Here is a 17368-nt window from a genome sequence, read left to right as displayed (position 1 = left end):
ACTTGTTAGGTGTCTACTATTTCGAAAAAAATGATAAGTGAAAATGGAAATTGTTTTAAGAAAGTTGACATTAAAGGGTTTTCACTAAAAAGGCGGAAAAAGTTCAGAATGTAATAATAACTTATTTATAATTATTATAAATATACACAAGTATAAAATAACGTTGATTTAAAAAGGTTTGCAGATTATTATTGTGAACGGAATAATAAAAGTGACTAAAATATACAAAAATAATAACTAAATTTGACAAAAAAATGTCAAAAAGGGGTAGACTTTGTATAAATCATTCGTTATAATAATCCTTGTAAGTTAGCAAGTGATACATCAACCATTGATAAAAAAACTAGCTCATTACAAAGGAGAGAATACATATGGTTACTTTATTTACATCACCAAGCTGCACATCATGTCGAAAAGCGAGAGCGTGGTTAGAAGAAAATGATATTCCTTATGTAGAAAGAAATATTTTTTCTGAAGGGTTAACGATTACAGAAATCAAATCCATTTTACGTATGACAGAAGACGGTACGGAAGAAATTATTTCGACTCGTTCAAAAGCTTTCCAAGAATTAAACATCGATTTAGACGATATGAATTTACAAGAATTATACGATGTGATCCAAGAAAACCCTGGTTTATTACGTCGCCCTATCATGGTAGACGAAAAACGTCTGCAAGTAGGTTACAATGAAGATGAAATTCGTCGTTTCTTGCCAAGAGAAGTTCGTGCATTAGAGTTACAAAAAGCACAACTAATAGCAGGAATTTGAACACAAAAGGTTAAGCAAAGGTTAACGACTCAAAGAAATGTCGTATCCATAAACATTGAGTAATGAAGTTGATTTTTACTGTTTGTCTAAAAGCGAAAATTTAACAGAGCTTGAACCAATAATCTTGGTCCAGCTCTATTTTTTTACCCTCCAGCTAGTAGTTTACAGTTTTTTGGCTTTACATTTAAATAATTTCCTATACAATAAATCTATAGATATAAATGAGCTTTTAGCTAGCAATTCAATGGAATTGCATAGAAAGTAGGTGCAGGACTATGGAAATGGAACGTATTAATGAAGATACCATTCGAGTAGAAATTGATAATTCTGATTTAGAAGAAAGAGGAATTAAATTTTTAGATCTCTTAGGAAACCGTAAACAAATTGAAAATTTCTTTTATAGTATTTTGGAAGAAGTAGATATTGATGAACAGTTCCATGAATCTGATGCCATAACTTTTCAAGTTTTACCTAAAGGAAATGGACTTGAATTATTTATTAGTAAAGAAGGCCCTTCTGCTGACCATTTGGACTTATCTGATGCTGAAAATTTTAGTAAAGATGAGATAACTCAGTACATTCAAGACCGAATTACTTCTGATAATCAAAATTTAGATACTGATATGGATGAAATCGATATGTATTTAGGTGATCCATCAAATCAAACGAAAGAATTGGTTGTGGAATTTGAAGATTTTGAAGATCTAATCAGTTTATCAAAAATATTGTATTTGAATAACGCTGTGTCAAATGTTTATTATTACAACAATCGCTACTATTTAGAAATCGTCCTCTTCGTAGATGGGGCGCAAATCTTCAATATGGAACGCGAAACAGCTTTAGTGCTGGAATTTGCTAAGAAAACCAATGTAACCAGTGGTATTCTTGAAGAGTACGGCAAATCAATCATTGAAAGAAGTGCATTAGAGACACTTCGCTACTTTTTTAAGTAAACTAGAATACTATGTGCAAAACACCTGATGAGAATTTGTTTTCTCATCAGGTATTTTTGTGTATAGAAAATCAAGGGGTCTTCTCTATACCGCCTCCTAAAAGCATGAGCGTCTTTCTTTATATATAATTAAAAATTGTCAAAATATCATTTTTTATAAGAAAAGTCTATTTTTTTGCGCATATTATCCATAAGGAATCATGATGAATAAGGAGTGATAAGGATGTATGTAGCTTTAACGGTTAAAAATGAACACATTACTGCTGACCAAATCAATAAAGGGAATAACCAGGAGGTGCAACACGTTTATTTCTGTCCAGGTTGTCATGAAAAAGTATTTTTAAAAAGCGGCAAAGTTATTCAAGCGCATTTTGCTCACTTCAGACATAGCAACTGTTCGCTTTTTTCAGAAGGAGAGACTCAAGAACATTTAGCAGGAAAAAAATTATTATTTGAATGGTTCTCAAATGAAAATATTCCTTGTCAATTAGAAGCCTATTTGCCGGAGTTGCATCAAAGACCGGACTTATTGATTTGGCCAGAGGCAGACCGACCGATAGCGATAGAATTTCAGTGCAGTCCGTTATCATTTGAAAAAATGTTGGAGCGAACAGAAGGGTATCGAAAAAACGGGTATGAAGTTCTATGGATTGCCGGCAGCAAATTTCAATTAAAAAGACAGGTGACTCCTTTTCAACAACTATTTCTGAGACATCATCCACTTTTAGGGATTTATTTTATTTGTTTAAGAGAAGATAAACAGTTATTCGAAATCTATGCCAATATATCCGTTGACCAGCCAGGCGGTTCGGTCAGAAAAAGGGTAATGCTCGTTGATTTGGCCGGATTAAAAAAATGGTTCGATATGTCCGAATCAACGGTTCCAACAAATGAAATAACCCATAATTTTTCTTACCAAAAAAGCCATGAATACTTAATAAAAGGAAGACTCTATCAAAATCCAAAGATGGTCGAATTTCAAAAATATATTTATTATCATGGATATTCACTGATTTCCCTACCTAAAGAAGTATACATACCTGTAGAGAATGAATGGATCATTAAAACGATCCCACATTTCTGGAAAATGATTCTTCTAGAATGGATAAAAGAAAAGGGCAGCGGAAAAATATTTTCAAAGGAAGAATTGGATACAAAAATAGAGGATATGAAAAAAAATAAAGAATTCCATTTTTGTCTTTTACCTTTTATTGAAAATACAATAAAGGAAAAAGTGTTCTATTCTTATTTATCAAAACTGGAAAAACAGACTGTTCTTACTTCGTTGAATGCAAGGGAATGGCGGATTAATAATCTGCCTTATACATACAAATACGAAAGTGAGAAACTAGACGAATTTGAAAAATTGGACAAAAAAGAGCTGTAAAACAGAAAAAAATGCAGCTCTCACTTTTTTTATGTGAAAATTATGTTAAGATTAGAAAGTGATGAAAATTTAGGAGGTTATGTGCTATGAGTGAATCAAACAAATTACCAAAACGACATGAAGTACCAGAAGAACTGACTTGGGATCTAACAGTTATTTTTAATTCAGATGCTGAATTTGAAAAAGCCTACCAGGATGTTGAAGGAAGTTTAGCTAAAATAACTGGGTTTAAGGGTAAATTGCAAGAAGGTGCAACAACATTCCAACAAGCTGTCGAAACGTTATTAGATGTTTCTAACAAACTTGAAACAGTCTATGTATACGCTCATTTAAAAAATGATCAGGATACAGCTAATTCTACCTATCAAGGTATGTATGATTCAGCTTCTTTATTGGCAGCCAAATCTGGAGAAGCAATGGCTTGGTTTGAACCAGAAGTACTAGAAATTCCTGAAAATCAACTAAACAGTTATTTTGAAGAAAATAAAGAACTAGCTGTTTACCGTCACTTTATCGATCAGATGACTGATAACCGAGATCATATTCTATCTGCAAATGAAGAAGCTTTATTAGCAGGAGCTAGTGAAATATTTGGGGCTTCAAGCAAGACGTTTAGTGTGTTGAACAATGCAGATATCCAATTTCCTACTATAAAAGATGAAAACGGCGAAGATGTCCAACTATCTCATGGGGTATTTGGAGAATTGCTGGAAAGCACAAATCGTTCGGTACGTGAACAAGCTTTCAAAAAACTTTACAGTGTATATCAAGGATTAAAAAACACCTTTGCCAGTACGTTGGGATCAAATGTGAAATACCATAATTACAATGCGAAAGTGCACCATTATGGCTCTGCCAGAGAGGCTGCTTTAGCAAATAATCATATTCCGGAATCAGTTCACGATAATTTGATTGAAGTGGTAGCAGAACATTTGCCATTGCTTCACCGTTACGTAGCCCTTAGAAAAGAATTGTTGGGAGTAGACGAATTGCATATGTATGATATGTATACACCAATCACAGGAGAAGCTGGGATCAAGTATACATATGAGGAAGCCAAAGAGGAAACGATGAAAGCTCTTCAACCTCTTGGAAAAGAGTATGAGGCTGTCTTGGAAGAAGCTTTTGAAAACCGCTGGATCGATGTGGTTGAAAATACTGGAAAACGAAGTGGAGCTTACTCATCCGGAGCTTATGCGACCAATCCTTACATTTTATTGAATTGGCACGATTCTTTAAACAATTTGTATACGTTAGTGCATGAATTAGGGCACAGTGCTCACAGTTACTTTACGAGAAAAAATCAACCATATGTATATGGAGATTACTCTATTTTCTTAGCGGAGATTGCCTCTACAACTAATGAGAACATCTTAACAGAATATCTGCTGCAAACGGTAACGGATCCAAAAGTACGTGTGTACATTTTAAACCATTATTTGGATGGGTTTAAAGGAACTATTTTCCGTCAAACTCAATTTGCTGAGTTCGAACACACAATACATGAAGAAGCTAGAAAGGGAACTCCTTTAACAGCAGAGTTTTTAACGAACTATTATGGAGAACTAAATGCTCGTTATTATGGCCCTGCAGTAGAAAAAGATCCCGAAATTGCTTACGAATGGTCTCGCATTCCTCATTTCTACTACAATTATTATGTGTATCAATATTCAACAGGATTCTCTGCAGCTACTGCTTTAGCAGATAAAATCATGAGTGGAGAAGAAGGCGCATTAGATAAATACCTAACGTATCTAAAATCTGGTAATAGCGACTTTCCGATTGAAGTTATGAAAAAAGCTGGCGTGGATATGACAGAAAAAGACTACATTGAAAAAGCTATGGCTGTCTTCGAAAGACGTTTGAACGAATTAGAAGAATTAATAAAAGAAGTAAAAGCAGACTAAACTTAGCCATTAAAAGTGGTGTATAAAAAAGAGATGGACACTGTTGTCCATCTCTTTTTTTTGTAGTTGGTTATAAAACAAGTTAAACCATAAAAAAAGACTTCTTAAAGAAGTCTTTTGATGTAGCCTGTCGGTTAATTTAACACTCTTAATGTTGGAAATACATTTTTTTTCATCACTGTGTCTAGTTGGTTAGGAGAGATGTCATACAAGTTATTTAGTAAAGAATAAGAAACTTCATGTTCTAGTAACAAACCATACTCATACAATGATTCATTGAACATCACACAAGAAGGTGCAGTTTCAACTTTCATGTCTCGCGCTACTTTTTGATCAGCTGAGAAAGCCGTTTTTGCAAAATCAGATTGTTTATCGTCGAAAAACATAGGAACATCGATTTTTGATTTTTCAGCCATCTCTACAAGTAATTCTTCAGAATAAGTGCGACCTTGATTCAATACAGCATCTTGCAAATTCAATAAGAATTTGCGGCCTTTTTTCTTTCCTTGCATAGAAGCAGCAATAAAAGATAAAGACATATCGTAAGTTTGAGCAAATAATTTATTTCTGGTTGTTAAATCTGTTTCTGAAAGATTATGTTTATACATAAAATGGTTAAAGCTAGATAAATTCAATAATGGCATGATTTGGATAGAAACTTTTTCTTGTCTGGTTTCAGCAAAAGCTAATATGTTTTGCAAATTTTCAAAACTTTCTTTTTCTAATGGATTAATAAATAAATAAAACTCGATTATTTTTTTTGTAGTAAGCATGTCGTCACCTTATATAGTTTATTTTTTTGTTTTAGTTACCTCAACTCTTTGTGGCAACATAGACACTTTATCAAAAATAGACGAAAAGTGATAATGGACTGAATCAAAAAATGGAAAAAAAAGACAAGCTTGTAACAAACTTGCCACAAATTTTACAAAAACCCCGGAAAAACAGCCTTTTAAGGCTTCACATTTCGTTCGTTTTCGTCCATTGCCTCTTTCATACGCGCTATTTTATTTTTTCCTATTCTTCTTGGGATTGCGTATTTTTCTAAAAACTGATTGAAAAAGTCTAACCCTTCATGATGATCTTGTGCTTCAAATTCTAATTCATAATCTAATTTTCCTGCATAGGTACTTTTATCAAGAACAACCAGACCTTCTGGTACGGATGTTTCGAATCTTACAGTCTTTAAAGAACCAATAATGCGTAAATCTTCTATTAAAATGTTCATTTCTGTTAATTTTCTGCCTACCATACCATCCTTTTTGATGGTGCTGCCAGCTAAATAAGCATGTGCTTCCTCTAATGTCATCTGGTCGGTTGTCTCCAACAAATGCAGTCCAAGAGGAGTTTTTAAGGTCAACTCAGCTGATTGGGGCAGCAATCTGATTCTCAATCCTGAATTCAGTTTTCTTAACCGACTATCTGCCGTATCAAAATAATGATTTTCTTGCGAAAAAAAGTCTTTTTCGCGCGCATTGAAAATATTCAGCAACTCATTATATTCTGATTTGCTTAGTAGATTTTTGAATTCTATTTCCAATTCTTCGCTCATACGATTCTCTCCTTAATGACGATTCCTTTTTATTGCATCTAAAGTATTTTACCATAGTTCAGCCTTACTTGAAGTTTCTTCTTTGTTTTAAAATGTGTTAAACTAGTACTATTGAGAATTAGAAAGTAAATCGATAAGAAATAGGTAAAGAAGGTTGCAGCTATGATTGAGAACTGGTCAGAATTTTTATCGCCTTATTCACAAGCCGTAGAAGAATTGAAAGTGAAATTAAGAGGGATACGCAGACAATACCATACAGAAAATATACACAACCCTATTGAATTCGTCACAGGACGAGTCAAACCTATAGACAGTATTTTAGGAAAAATGGTGTTGCGGGATATACCTTATGAAAAACTTGAAGATGAAATGCAAGACATTGCTGGATTGCGTATTATGTGCCAATTTGTAGATGATATAAGAGACATAGTGGCATTGATCCAAAAACGAAATGATATGAAAATTGTTGAAGAAAAAGATTACATTTCTCATAAAAAAGATAGTGGATACCGTTCGTATCACATCATCGTAGAATATCCGGTGCAATTGATAGATGGCGAAAAAAATGTGTTAGTGGAAATACAAATCAGAACATTAGCCATGAACTTTTGGGCAACGATAGAGCATTCGTTGAATTATAAATACCAAGATGATTTGCCGAAAGATTTAAGAGTTCGTCTCGAAAGAGCAGCCGAAGCAGCTTTCAGGTTGGATGAAGAGATGTCTCAGATTAGAGAAGAAATTCGTTAAAAACGAAGGAGAAAGTAAAATGGCAGAATCAGGAGGAGGCTAACCGTGAGAGTAGGAATAGTGAGCAATGATAGTGAGAAATCAGTTGCATTAGTAAAGCAATTTCGAGAAACCGCACTTCAAGCTGGTTTGACTTTAGACAATAAGAATCCAGATGTTGTCGTTACGGTAGGGGGAGACGGAACGTTGCTCTCTGCTTTTCATCGTTACGCCCATTTATTGAACCAAGTACGCTTTGTAGGTGTTCATACTGGGCATTTAGGCTTTTATACAGACTGGCGAGATTACGAGATTGAGGAGTTGGTCCAAAGTTTAGTAAGAGATAAGGGTGAGAGTGTCAGTTATCCTCTATTGGATGTGTCTGCAATTTATCAAGGAAGAAAAGAACCTGCCCATTTTCTTGCACTAAATGAATCGACGATCAAACGATTGGATGGAACGATGGTTTGTGACGTATACATCAAAGATGAATTTTTTGAACGTTTTAGAGGAGACGGAATGTGTATTTCAACTCCAACAGGCTCTACAGGATATAATAAATCCGTAGGCGGCGCTGTTATCCATCCGCGAATCAATGCTCTTCAAATCGCAGAAATTGCCTCAATAAATAATCGAGTTTTTCGTACATTGAGTTCACCGATGATCATCCCTACTGATGAATGGTTGACTTTGAGACCCGTAACCTCTGAAGGATTTGTCTTAACCATCGATCATTTGACATCCTCAGAAAAAAATATTGTAGAATTATCTTATCGTGTAGCGAAAGAACGAATCCATTTTGCTCGATACAGACATACCCATTTCTGGAATCGTGTAGAAGCAGGTTTTATAGGAGCGAATAAACAGAATGATCTTTAAATGGCAATACGAAAATGAACAATTGATACAAGTAAAATCTTTTTTAAAACAACAGGGCATTTCTAGAGGTTTGTTAGCACAAGTAAAGTTTCATGGCGGAAAAATAGAAGTGAACGGTCATGAGGTAAATGCTGTGTATAAATTAGGAAAAAATGATATAGTAAAGGTTACTGTCCCAGATGACGAAGGTACACCTAATATTCTTCCTTCGGATTTGCCAATCGATATCGTTTTTGAAGATGATCATTTTTTGATCGTCAACAAACCAGCTGGAGTAGCGTCTATCCCATCAAATGTACACCCAAAAGATACGATGGCTAATCGCGTGAAAGGCTATTTTATTCAAAAACAATATTCCAACAAAGTCATTCATATAGTGACTAGGCTGGATAGAGATACATCCGGCTTGATGTTTTTTGCTAAGCATCGTTATGCCCACGCACTGATCGATCAAGCATTGAGAGACAAAGAAGTCATCAAAAAATATACAGCTGTCGTTTCGGGTCGGTTAAAACAGGCTCATGGATATATTGATGCGCCTATCGCTCGGACAAGTGATTCAATCATCACGAGGAGAGTCCATGAAAGCGGAAAAGCAGCTTTAACTGAATATTGGGTGAAGAAAGAATATTCAGACAGTTCGCTGGTAGATATTCAATTGCATACAGGCAGAACTCATCAGATCCGTGTTCATTTTAGTTGGATGGGACTCCCGCTGATCAGCGACACTCTTTACGGCGGAAAAGAAAATCCATGGATCAAGCGCCAAGCTTTGCATTGCCGTGAGCTGACATTTCACCATCCATTTTTAGAGAAGTCAGTCACGATCACCGCTGAATATCCTGAAGATTTCCAAGCTTGGAAACAACAACAATAAACATGCGTTACCTAGTAGAAAGGAAGAATTTTCGTGAATGATAACTCAGAAAAAATCGAAGACAAATTACAATTTTTAAGAGAATACTTAATAGCTGGGGATATCAATAATTTCAGAAGGTACTTTCTTTCGCTACATACTTATGATCAAGGGCAATTCTATTTGTCATTAGCCAATGAAGAGAGAAAGAAAATCTATGCGTTTCTTTCGCCAGAAGAAATGGCTGACTTGTTCGATACCATCGAAGAAGATGAAGAATTCATCGAAGACTATTTACAAGAGATGAATATCCAGTATGCAGCAGATATGTTAAGTGAGATGTACACAGATAATGCCGTAGATATTTTAAACCAGTTAGAGCAAGAACAGCAAAAAGAATACTTAGATCTGATGCCTTTAGATGAAGCAGAAGAAATCAGCGATCTGTTAGTCTATGAAGACAACACCGCTGGATCAATCATGACGACTGAATTTGTTTCTATCGCGGCAGGATTGACGATCAAAGAAGCTTTATTAGAAGTGAAAAGACAGTCTGAAGAAGCAGAGACAATTTATTATCTATATGTAGTAAATTCGAAAAAACAACTTGTAGGAGTTTTATCCTTGAGGGATTTGATAACTAGAAAAGATGATGAGTTAGTAGAAAACGTTATGGGCACCAGATTGATTTCAGTCCATGTGACTGACGATCAAGAAGAAGTCGCTCATACTATTCGGGACTACGACTTACTGGCTGTTCCGGTTATAGACTTAGTGGACCGTTTAGTCGGTATTATTACGGTTGATGATATTATCGATGTTATTGATGAAGAAGCAAGAAGCGACTATTCTGGTTTGGCCGGGGTAGACGTGGATGAAAGATCAGAAAATCCTTTTGTGGTGGCTTCTAAGAGGTTGCCTTGGTTAGTAACATTGTTGTTCCTTGGTATGGGAACTTCAACATTAATCAGCAATTATGAAAATATGGTCAGTGAAGTCAGCATATTGGCCGTCTTTATATCTTTGATTACAGGAACTGCTGGGAATGCAGGTACTCAGTCACTAGCGGTAGCCGTTCGAAGACTAGCAGAAAAAGAAGATAAAAGCAGAACGATTGGGCGGATGATTTTAGGAGAACTCTCATCTGGATTGATTACAGGTTTAGTGACTGGGATAACTGTTTTCTTGCTGGTAGGAATATGGCAATCTAATATGGTTTTAGGGTTGGTTATCGGTGTAGCCATGTTATTTGCCATTACAATCGCCAATTTGGCGGGAAGTTTCATCCCTGTTTTGATGGATAAATTAGGTTTTGATCCTGCAGTGGCTAGTGGACCGTTCATTACCACTTTAAGCGATTTAACGAGTGTGTTTATTTACTTCAATATCGCTGCTTATTTTTTAACAGCCTTATAGACATGATGCTTTTTGATAAAAAATTAAAGCGAAAAAAGGAAGCTGAGACTGTCTCAGCTTCCTTTTACTTTATCGAATCATCGTCAACTCACAATTGTTTTGCCATTGCATGATGAGGTATCCCTGCATCCATAAACCCATTTGGATCTGTAATAATAAAGCCTAATTTTTCATAGAATGGAATGGCGTAATCTTGAGCTTCTAAGATCATCGCTTTTCCTTCAAGAGAAGAAACATATCTTTCGACTTCTTGCATAAGCTGCATACCGACTTTCTGGCCACGTAATTCAGAGTCTACCGCTACGCGTTGTACCTTGTAAGTATGGGGACTTTTTTCATAAATACGTGCAGTAGCGATAGCATGTTGATGGTTGTATCCAACAACATGGATTGTTTTACTTTCCAGTTCGTCGATTTCCAATTCTACCGGTACTTTTTGTTCTTCTACAAAAACTTTTGTCCGTAGAGCTAAAGAGTCTTTATAGATAGAAGATTCAATATCTGTTGTCCATTCAAAGTTCATTTGCCCTGCCTCACTTTTTTCTATTTGATAAATAGAGTAACATAAGGAAAGTAAAAGAACAATTTCAAAGTGAAATGAGCGAAGATCATATGATTCATAATCAATGCTATTATTTTAGTAAAAAAGCAGTTTTTATAAAAAAAGCCGCCGTAAATAAAGTATTATATAAGTAATGAATCTTTTTGATGAGTGCAATAAGGTCACTCAAATGGTGACGTAAGTAGATTAAAATTTCCAATTGAAGGTAGTGAGAAGTATGAAAAAAGTCGTCCTGGCAGAGAAGCCTTCCCAAGCACAAGCTTATGCTGAATCCTTTGGGAAATATACTAAAAAAGATGGTTATATCACCTTGTCTGCATCAAATGAGTTTGTCATCACCTGGGGATACGGACATCTGATCGAATTAGCCCCTCCGGAGACCTATAAAAAAGAATGGAAAAAATGGAGCATGAAAGAACTGCCTATTATCCCAGAAAATTTTCGTTTTAAAGTAGGGGCTGGAAAGGCGAAACAATTTACAGTGGTAAAAAAATTGTTAAAAGAAGCTGATGAAATCATTATTGCTACAGATAGTGATCGAGAAGGAGAAAATATTGCCCGATCTATTATTCATCAAGCGAAGGCCGAGAATAAAATCATTAAACGGCTGTGGATCAATTCACTGGAGACGGAAGAAATTCAAAAAGGTTTTGCTCGATTAAGAGACGGTAAAGAATTTTATTCTTCTTATATCGAAGCTCAAACAAGGCAGGTTAGTGATTGGCTTGTAGGCATCAATTTGTCTCGCTTTTATACCTTATCTTTACAAGCTAAAGGAATCAATGAAGGAGTTTTTAGCGTAGGTCGTGTACAGACTCCAACATTGTATATGATTTATCAACGGCAAAAAGAAATCGAAAAGTTTGTTCCACAGCCGTTTTTTGAATTGCACGCAGAAGTTACAGCTGAAAAAGGTGTATTTCAAGCAAAATACCATAAAAAATTCTCATCCAAAAAAGAACTGTTAGACGTGATTCAAAAACATGGCTTATCAGCACACAACTCCGGCAAGATAACAGATGTAGAGACAAAAAGAATCTCTCAACCATCACCTTTATTATTTTCATTAAGCGACTTGCAAAGTTTGATTAACAAAAAATATAAAATCAGTCCTTCTGATACATTGAAACATGTTCAGTCGTTGTATGAAGCCAAATTATTGAGTTATCCCAGAAGTGATTGCAGACACATCACTGGGTCTGAATTTGCTTATTTGCTGGAAAAGAGAAAAGACTATGAGCAGTTGCTGAACTATAAAATAGAACAGCCGAATACGAGTAAGAGAAAACAGTATGTGGACGATTCAAAAGTCCAAGAACATTATGCTATTATCCCGACTAAGAAAATACCTGCTCAAAAGCAACTAGATAAATTGTCTGCTATACAAAAACAAATTTACTATACTGTTTTAAAACGGACGCTAGCGATGTTTGAAACGAACTACGTGTATGATGAAACGAAAGTCACAGTTGACATCAAACAGCTTGATTTCGTGAGTAAAGGAAAAGTGGTCTTAGAAGATGGGTGGAGAAAACTAGAATATGCGTCTACTAAAAAAACAAGTAAAGATGATCAGGTGGAACTCCCGCCATTAAAGAAAGACGAACCAGTAGAAACTGAATTGAAAACGTCAAAAGGAATGACCACACCGCCTAAGTTTTATACAGAAGGTACACTCATCACAGCAATGAAAACGTGTGGAAAAGAATTAGACAATGCGGAAGAAAAAGAGATCCTAAAAGAAACAGAAGGAATTGGAACAGAAGCGACTAGAGCAAACGTTTTGGAGACGCTAAAACACCAACAGTATATTGACGTTAAAAAGAATACGGTTACGGTTACCGCGAAAGGTGAAATCTTATGTGAGGCGGTAGAAAATACGTTGTTAAGCAGTCCAGAAATGACTGCGAAATGGGAAACCTATTTGAAAAAAATCAAAAGTGAAGAAGGAACTCAAAAAGCTTTTTTGGCCAATATAGAACAGTTTATTCAACACACATTGACTTCAGCTGTTGAAACGTTGAATACACATGATTGGTCTGACAAAGCGACTGCGGGAAAAACTGACAGAGAGCCTATAGGTATTTGTCCTAAGTGCAGACAAACGATCATCGATAAAGGGAAGATTTATGGCTGTACGGGGTATAGCAAAGGTTGCGGGTTCTTGATCCCCAAAAAGTTCGTAGGTAAGACACTCTCACCGGCAACCGTCAGAAAACTACTGGAACAAGGAGAAACGCAAGTGTTAAAAGGATTCAAAAAGAAAAGTGGTCACTTGTTTTCAGCAGCCTTGATGATAAATGAAAAGCAAGAATTGGCTTTTAAACCATTTGATAAAAAAGAAACAAGCTAAATTTGTTTGGGAGATCAAGTAGTCTGAAGGGGAGATACTATTTTCGGACTACATGTATACCGTCTTTCTTTCTCTAACACTTTAGCTTATACTGAAAATAATAAAAAATAGAATAGAATGGAGCAATAGGATGACTGAGCAAACAATCGACAAAGTGAAACAGTTAACGAATATCCCTTCCCCAACAGGAAATACGTATGAAATCATTTCTGTGATCAAAGAAATGATGGAAAAAGAAGGATACACACCTGTAATCAACCGCAAAGGCAGCTTGATGATAACGGTTGAAGGAGAAAACACAGAACAAGAGAGATTTATTACAGCCCATGTTGATACATTAGGAGCAATGGTACGAGCTGTCAAACCAGATGGAAGATTAAAAATCGACTTGATTGGAGGGTTCCGCTTCAACGCGATAGAAGGAGAGTATTGTACGATCCATACTACGAGAGGTGAGACCTATAAAGGAACCATACTTATGCATCAAACTAGTGTGCATGTCTATAAAGATGCTGGAGAAGCTGCAAGAAATCAAGATAATATAGAAGTAAGAATCGATGAAAAAGTTACTACAGCGGAAGAAACTAAAGCATTAGGGATTTCTGTAGGAGATTTCATCAGTTTTGATCCGCGTACGGAAATTACAGATTCAGGATTTATCAAATCACGTCACTTGGATGACAAAGTGAGTGTAGCTATTTTGCTGCAATTTCTATCAAAAATAGTCAAAGAAAAGATCACTCTTCCGCATACGACACATTTCTTTATTTCAAATAATGAAGAAATCGGATATGGCGGAAACTCCAATATCTCAGATAAAGTTGTTGAGTATTTAGCGGTAGATATGGGAGCTATGGGAGATGACCAGCAAACAGATGAATATTCCGTTTCGATTTGTGTAAAAGATGCCAGTGGGCCTTATCATTACCAATTCAGAAAGCAATTGACTCAACTGTGTGAAAAGCATCAAATTCCTTATCAATTGGATATCTATCCTTTTTATGGCAGTGATGCTTCAGCAGCGATGAAAGCCGGGGCAGACGTTCGTCATGCTTTAATTGGGGCTGGAATTGATGCCAGCCATGCGTACGAAAGAACGCACAACGATTCAATCAAAGCCACTGAAAATCTGGTAGAACGCTATTTGTTATCTATCATCGAGTAATTGAATTTTGTACTATTTTATATCGCCAGTAGTTAGATCAACCATTATGTTTTAAGAAAGAGGAAAAAAATTAAATGAATAAACTTAAGGACTCCCGATTAATGTTTTGGTCTGTATGGTTGTTAGTCGTCGTAACAACCTTCTATATCATGACCCAGATCGATTTCGTGTTTTATCCCGTAACAACGTTTATCGCGACATTGTTTTTACCCATTTTAACCGCTGGTTTTTTGTACTATCTATTGAATCCTATAGCTTCCTTGCTGGAAAAAATCAATATCAAGAGGAAAATTGCTGCTCCCATTGTGTTATTGGCGTTCATTAGTGTGGTAGTGATTTTAATTTTGACGTTGATACCAGCTATTGTTACTCAAGTAGCGCAACTATTAGAAAGTCTGCCTAAAGTTGTCTCTGACCTTGAAACACAATTGACAAAATGGGAAGAGCAGCAATGGTTTCAAGAAATCAACGTAGACGAATTGATCGATTCGTTTGGATTAAGCATCAAGAACGTCTCGAATTTCCTGATTACCAATGTTACTTCTAGTCTGAGTTCTTTAGTAGGCATAGTGGCAAATACAGCTATTTTCGTAGTAACTGTTCCAATCATTTTGTTTTACATGTTCCGGGATGGTGAAAAATTGCCTCAAGCGATTTCTCGGTTCTTGCCTGCAGAATACCGAACAGAAATGATCGGCTTACTAGGTCAAATGAATCAAACGATTTCTTCTTATATAAGTGGGCAAGCTTTAGTTTGTTTATTTATTGGTATCTTTACTTATCTAGGCTATATGCTGATCGGTTTGCCGTATGCTTTACTGTTTGGATTGATTGCTGGGGTAACCAACATTATTCCTTATTTAGGACCATTTATTGGAGCGGCTCCGGCAGTTGTCTTGGCCTTAACGATCTCTCCGGTTCAAGCAGTAAAAGTAGCTTTAGTGGTTCTGGTGATTCAACAAATCGAGAGCAATTTGATTTCGCCGAATATTATTGGTAAATCTTTGGATATCCACCCATTAACAATTATCATCATCCTTTTGGTCGCAGGAAACTTAGCAGGAGTCTTGGGAATGATTATGGCCGTTCCTACGTATGCGGTAACAAAAACGATCATCATCTACTTACACAACATGTATAAATTGAGAAAAGAGTTCAGATACGCAAATTTGAAAAAAAATGCACGAACTTCTGACTAAAACCATTGACAAGTTTGTGAAGAGTGTAGTATTCTATGAGCTGTGCTTAAGAATAATAAATGTTCTTAACATAAAATACCGTTGAAAATGATCCGTATAAGTGATCTAAATAGGAGGATTCATAGTGAAAGTAGTCGTTGTAGGATGTACGCATGCTGGAACATCAGCAGTAAAAACAATTCTTAATGAGCATCCAAATACTGAAGTAACAGTTTTTGAACGAAATGATAATGTGTCATTCTTATCATGCGGAATCGCATTGTATGTTGGTGGCGTTGTGAAAGATCCAGCAGGTTTATTCTATTCAAATCCTGAAGAATTAACTGAAATGGGCGCAACTGTGCACATGGAACACAATGTTACAAATATCGATACTGTTGCTAAAAAAGTTACTGTAGAAAATATGCAAACTGGTGAAGTCTTTGAAGAATCATACGACAAATTAGTGAATACAACAGGTTCATGGCCGATTGTTCCACCAATCTCTGGTATTGAGTCTAAAAACATTTTATTATGTAAAAACTACAACCAAGCTAATGAAATCATTCGCCAAGCAAAAGACAAACAAAAAGTTGTTATTGTTGGTGGAGGTTACATTGGTATTGAATTAGTGGAAGCTTTTGCTGAATCTGGAAAAGATGTTACGTTGATTGATGGATTAGACCGTATTTTAAACAAATACCTAGATCCAGAATTCACAGATATCTTAGAACACGATTTGCAAGAACGTGGAATCAAATTAGCACTAAACCAAACTGTAAATGGCTTTGAAGCGAATGAAAATGGAGAAGTAACTAAAGTTGTCACTTCTGAAAATTCATTTGAAACTGAAATGGTTATCATGTGTGTTGGTTTCCGTCCAAACAATGAATTGTTAAAAGACAAAGTAGATATGTTGCCAAATGGCGCTATTATTGTTGATGAATACATGAGAACAAGCGATAAAGATATTTACGCTGCTGGAGACAGCTGTGCAGTTCATTACAATCCAAATGGTGGATCTGCATATATTCCATTAGCAACTAACGCTGTTCGCATGGGAACTTTAGTTGGTAAAAACATTGTTGAACCAAGTGTTAAATACCGTGGAACACAATCTACATCTGGATTGTACTTGTTCGGTTTCAACATCGGTTCTACAGGAGTAAACGTAAACAGTGCTTCTCATTTCGGATTAGATGTTCGTTCAGTTGTAGTTGAAGACTACTACCGTCCAGAATTCATGCCGACAAATGAAAAAGTATTGATGAAATTAGTTTATGAAGTTGGAACAAACCGCATCGTTGGTGGACAAGTAATGTCTAAATATGACATCACTCAATCAGCTAATACATTGTCATTAGCTGTACAAAACAAAATGACTATCGAAGATTTGGCATATGTTGACTTCTTCTTCCAACCAGTATTCGATCGTCCTTGGAACTACTTGAACTTGCTTGCACAAGCAGCAGTAGAACAAGAAAGAAAAATCGCAACAGGTACAGAAGTAACTGTTTAATCCTTAATTTAAAAAGAAAAAAATGACTGGAGTCTTACTTCAGTCATTTTTTTGTTCTTAAGTTTTTATTTTCCTCACATCGAAGCTATTCTAGGATTTAGATTTATCTCGCTCTCGTTTTTAAATTATGTTATAATTAATTA

General features: G+C 35.8%; 15 protein-coding genes. 12 read left to right on the top strand and 3 right to left on the bottom strand.

Annotated elements, in window-relative coordinates; genetic code table 11:
* Positions 1-371 precede the first annotated feature (371 nt).
* The 4 genes from spxA (at position 372) to pepF (ending at position 5016) form a co-directional block, all read left to right on the top strand.
* Positions 372-770, top strand: a complete 399-nt coding sequence (gene spxA, locus BM137_RS03240; protein WP_092479726.1) for a transcriptional regulator SpxA — start codon at positions 372-374, stop codon at positions 768-770.
* A 275-nt stretch (positions 771-1045) separates the two neighbouring features.
* Positions 1046-1723 carry an adaptor protein MecA gene (locus tag BM137_RS03235; protein WP_092479725.1) on the top strand — a complete coding sequence of 226 codons (678 nt, stop codon included), beginning with the start codon at positions 1046-1048 and terminating at the stop codon, positions 1721-1723.
* Positions 1724-1945: 222 nt separating this feature from the next.
* Positions 1946-3109: a competence protein CoiA gene (locus BM137_RS03230; protein WP_092479724.1), complete on the top strand. Its 1164-nt coding sequence runs from the start codon at positions 1946-1948 to the stop codon at positions 3107-3109.
* A gap of 86 nt (positions 3110-3195) precedes the next feature.
* On the top strand, positions 3196-5016 hold the full coding sequence (gene pepF, locus BM137_RS03225; RefSeq protein ID WP_092479723.1) for an oligoendopeptidase F: 1821 nt from the start codon (positions 3196-3198) through the stop codon (positions 5014-5016).
* Between the two features lie 134 nt (positions 5017-5150).
* Here pepF and BM137_RS03220 read toward each other — a convergent pair whose 3' ends face one another.
* Both BM137_RS03220 and BM137_RS03215 read right to left on the bottom strand, forming a co-directional pair.
* Complete coding sequence (locus BM137_RS03220) at positions 5151-5789, bottom strand: DsbA family protein (protein ID WP_092479722.1); 639 nt, start codon at positions 5787-5789, stop codon at positions 5151-5153.
* Between the two features lie 179 nt (positions 5790-5968).
* A complete protein-coding gene (locus BM137_RS03215; RefSeq protein WP_092479721.1) occupies positions 5969-6568 on the bottom strand; it encodes a CYTH domain-containing protein in 600 nt (199 codons plus the stop codon).
* Positions 6569-6730: 162 nt separating this feature from the next.
* Between BM137_RS03215 and yjbM the strand changes: the two genes are divergently transcribed.
* Genes yjbM through mgtE form a run of 4 tightly spaced genes read left to right on the top strand, consistent with a single transcriptional unit; the run spans position 6731 to position 10448 of the window.
* Complete coding sequence (gene yjbM / locus BM137_RS03210) at positions 6731-7318, top strand: GTP diphosphokinase (protein ID WP_092479720.1); 588 nt, start codon at positions 6731-6733, stop codon at positions 7316-7318.
* A 45-nt stretch (positions 7319-7363) separates the two neighbouring features.
* Positions 7364-8176: an NAD kinase gene (locus BM137_RS03205; RefSeq protein WP_092479719.1), complete on the top strand. Its 813-nt coding sequence runs from the start codon at positions 7364-7366 to the stop codon at positions 8174-8176.
* Positions 8166-9053, top strand: a complete 888-nt coding sequence (locus tag BM137_RS03200) for an RluA family pseudouridine synthase (RefSeq protein ID WP_092479718.1) — start codon at positions 8166-8168, stop codon at positions 9051-9053. Before BM137_RS03205 ends, BM137_RS03200 begins: the two co-directional genes overlap by 11 nt.
* Positions 9054-9086: 33 nt before the next feature.
* Positions 9087-10448: a magnesium transporter gene (gene mgtE / locus BM137_RS03195; RefSeq protein WP_092479717.1), complete on the top strand. Its 1362-nt coding sequence runs from the start codon at positions 9087-9089 to the stop codon at positions 10446-10448.
* A gap of 88 nt (positions 10449-10536) precedes the next feature.
* On the opposite strand, the gene BM137_RS03190 is transcribed toward mgtE, so the two are convergent.
* Positions 10537-10971 (bottom strand): GNAT family N-acetyltransferase, encoded by a 435-nt coding sequence (locus tag BM137_RS03190; RefSeq protein ID WP_092479716.1) that lies wholly within the window; start codon positions 10969-10971, stop codon positions 10537-10539.
* A 256-nt stretch (positions 10972-11227) separates the two neighbouring features.
* Between BM137_RS03190 and BM137_RS03185 the strand changes: the two genes are divergently transcribed.
* From BM137_RS03185 to BM137_RS03170, 4 genes are all read left to right on the top strand, one after another.
* The gene (locus BM137_RS03185) at positions 11228-13363 is read left to right on the top strand and encodes a type IA DNA topoisomerase (RefSeq protein WP_092479715.1); all 2136 of its coding nucleotides are present in this window, start codon (positions 11228-11230) and stop codon (positions 13361-13363) included.
* A gap of 130 nt (positions 13364-13493) precedes the next feature.
* On the top strand, positions 13494-14528 hold the full coding sequence (locus BM137_RS03180; RefSeq protein WP_092479714.1) for a M42 family metallopeptidase: 1035 nt from the start codon (positions 13494-13496) through the stop codon (positions 14526-14528).
* Between the two features lie 74 nt (positions 14529-14602).
* On the top strand, positions 14603-15727 hold the full coding sequence (locus BM137_RS03175) for an AI-2E family transporter (RefSeq protein ID WP_092479713.1): 1125 nt from the start codon (positions 14603-14605) through the stop codon (positions 15725-15727).
* 124 nt (positions 15728-15851) lie between these two features.
* Positions 15852-17225, top strand: a complete 1374-nt coding sequence (locus BM137_RS03170) for an FAD-dependent oxidoreductase (RefSeq protein WP_092479712.1) — start codon at positions 15852-15854, stop codon at positions 17223-17225.
* Positions 17226-17368: the final 143 nt, after the last annotated feature.

Origin of the sequence: Desemzia incerta, assembly GCF_900115825.1 — a bacterium.
In the GTDB taxonomy this organism is placed as follows: domain Bacteria; phylum Bacillota; class Bacilli; order Lactobacillales; family Carnobacteriaceae; genus Desemzia; species Desemzia incerta.
The sequence above is the reverse complement of the archived record's forward strand: the minus strand, read 5'-3'. Positions and strand labels throughout refer to the sequence as shown.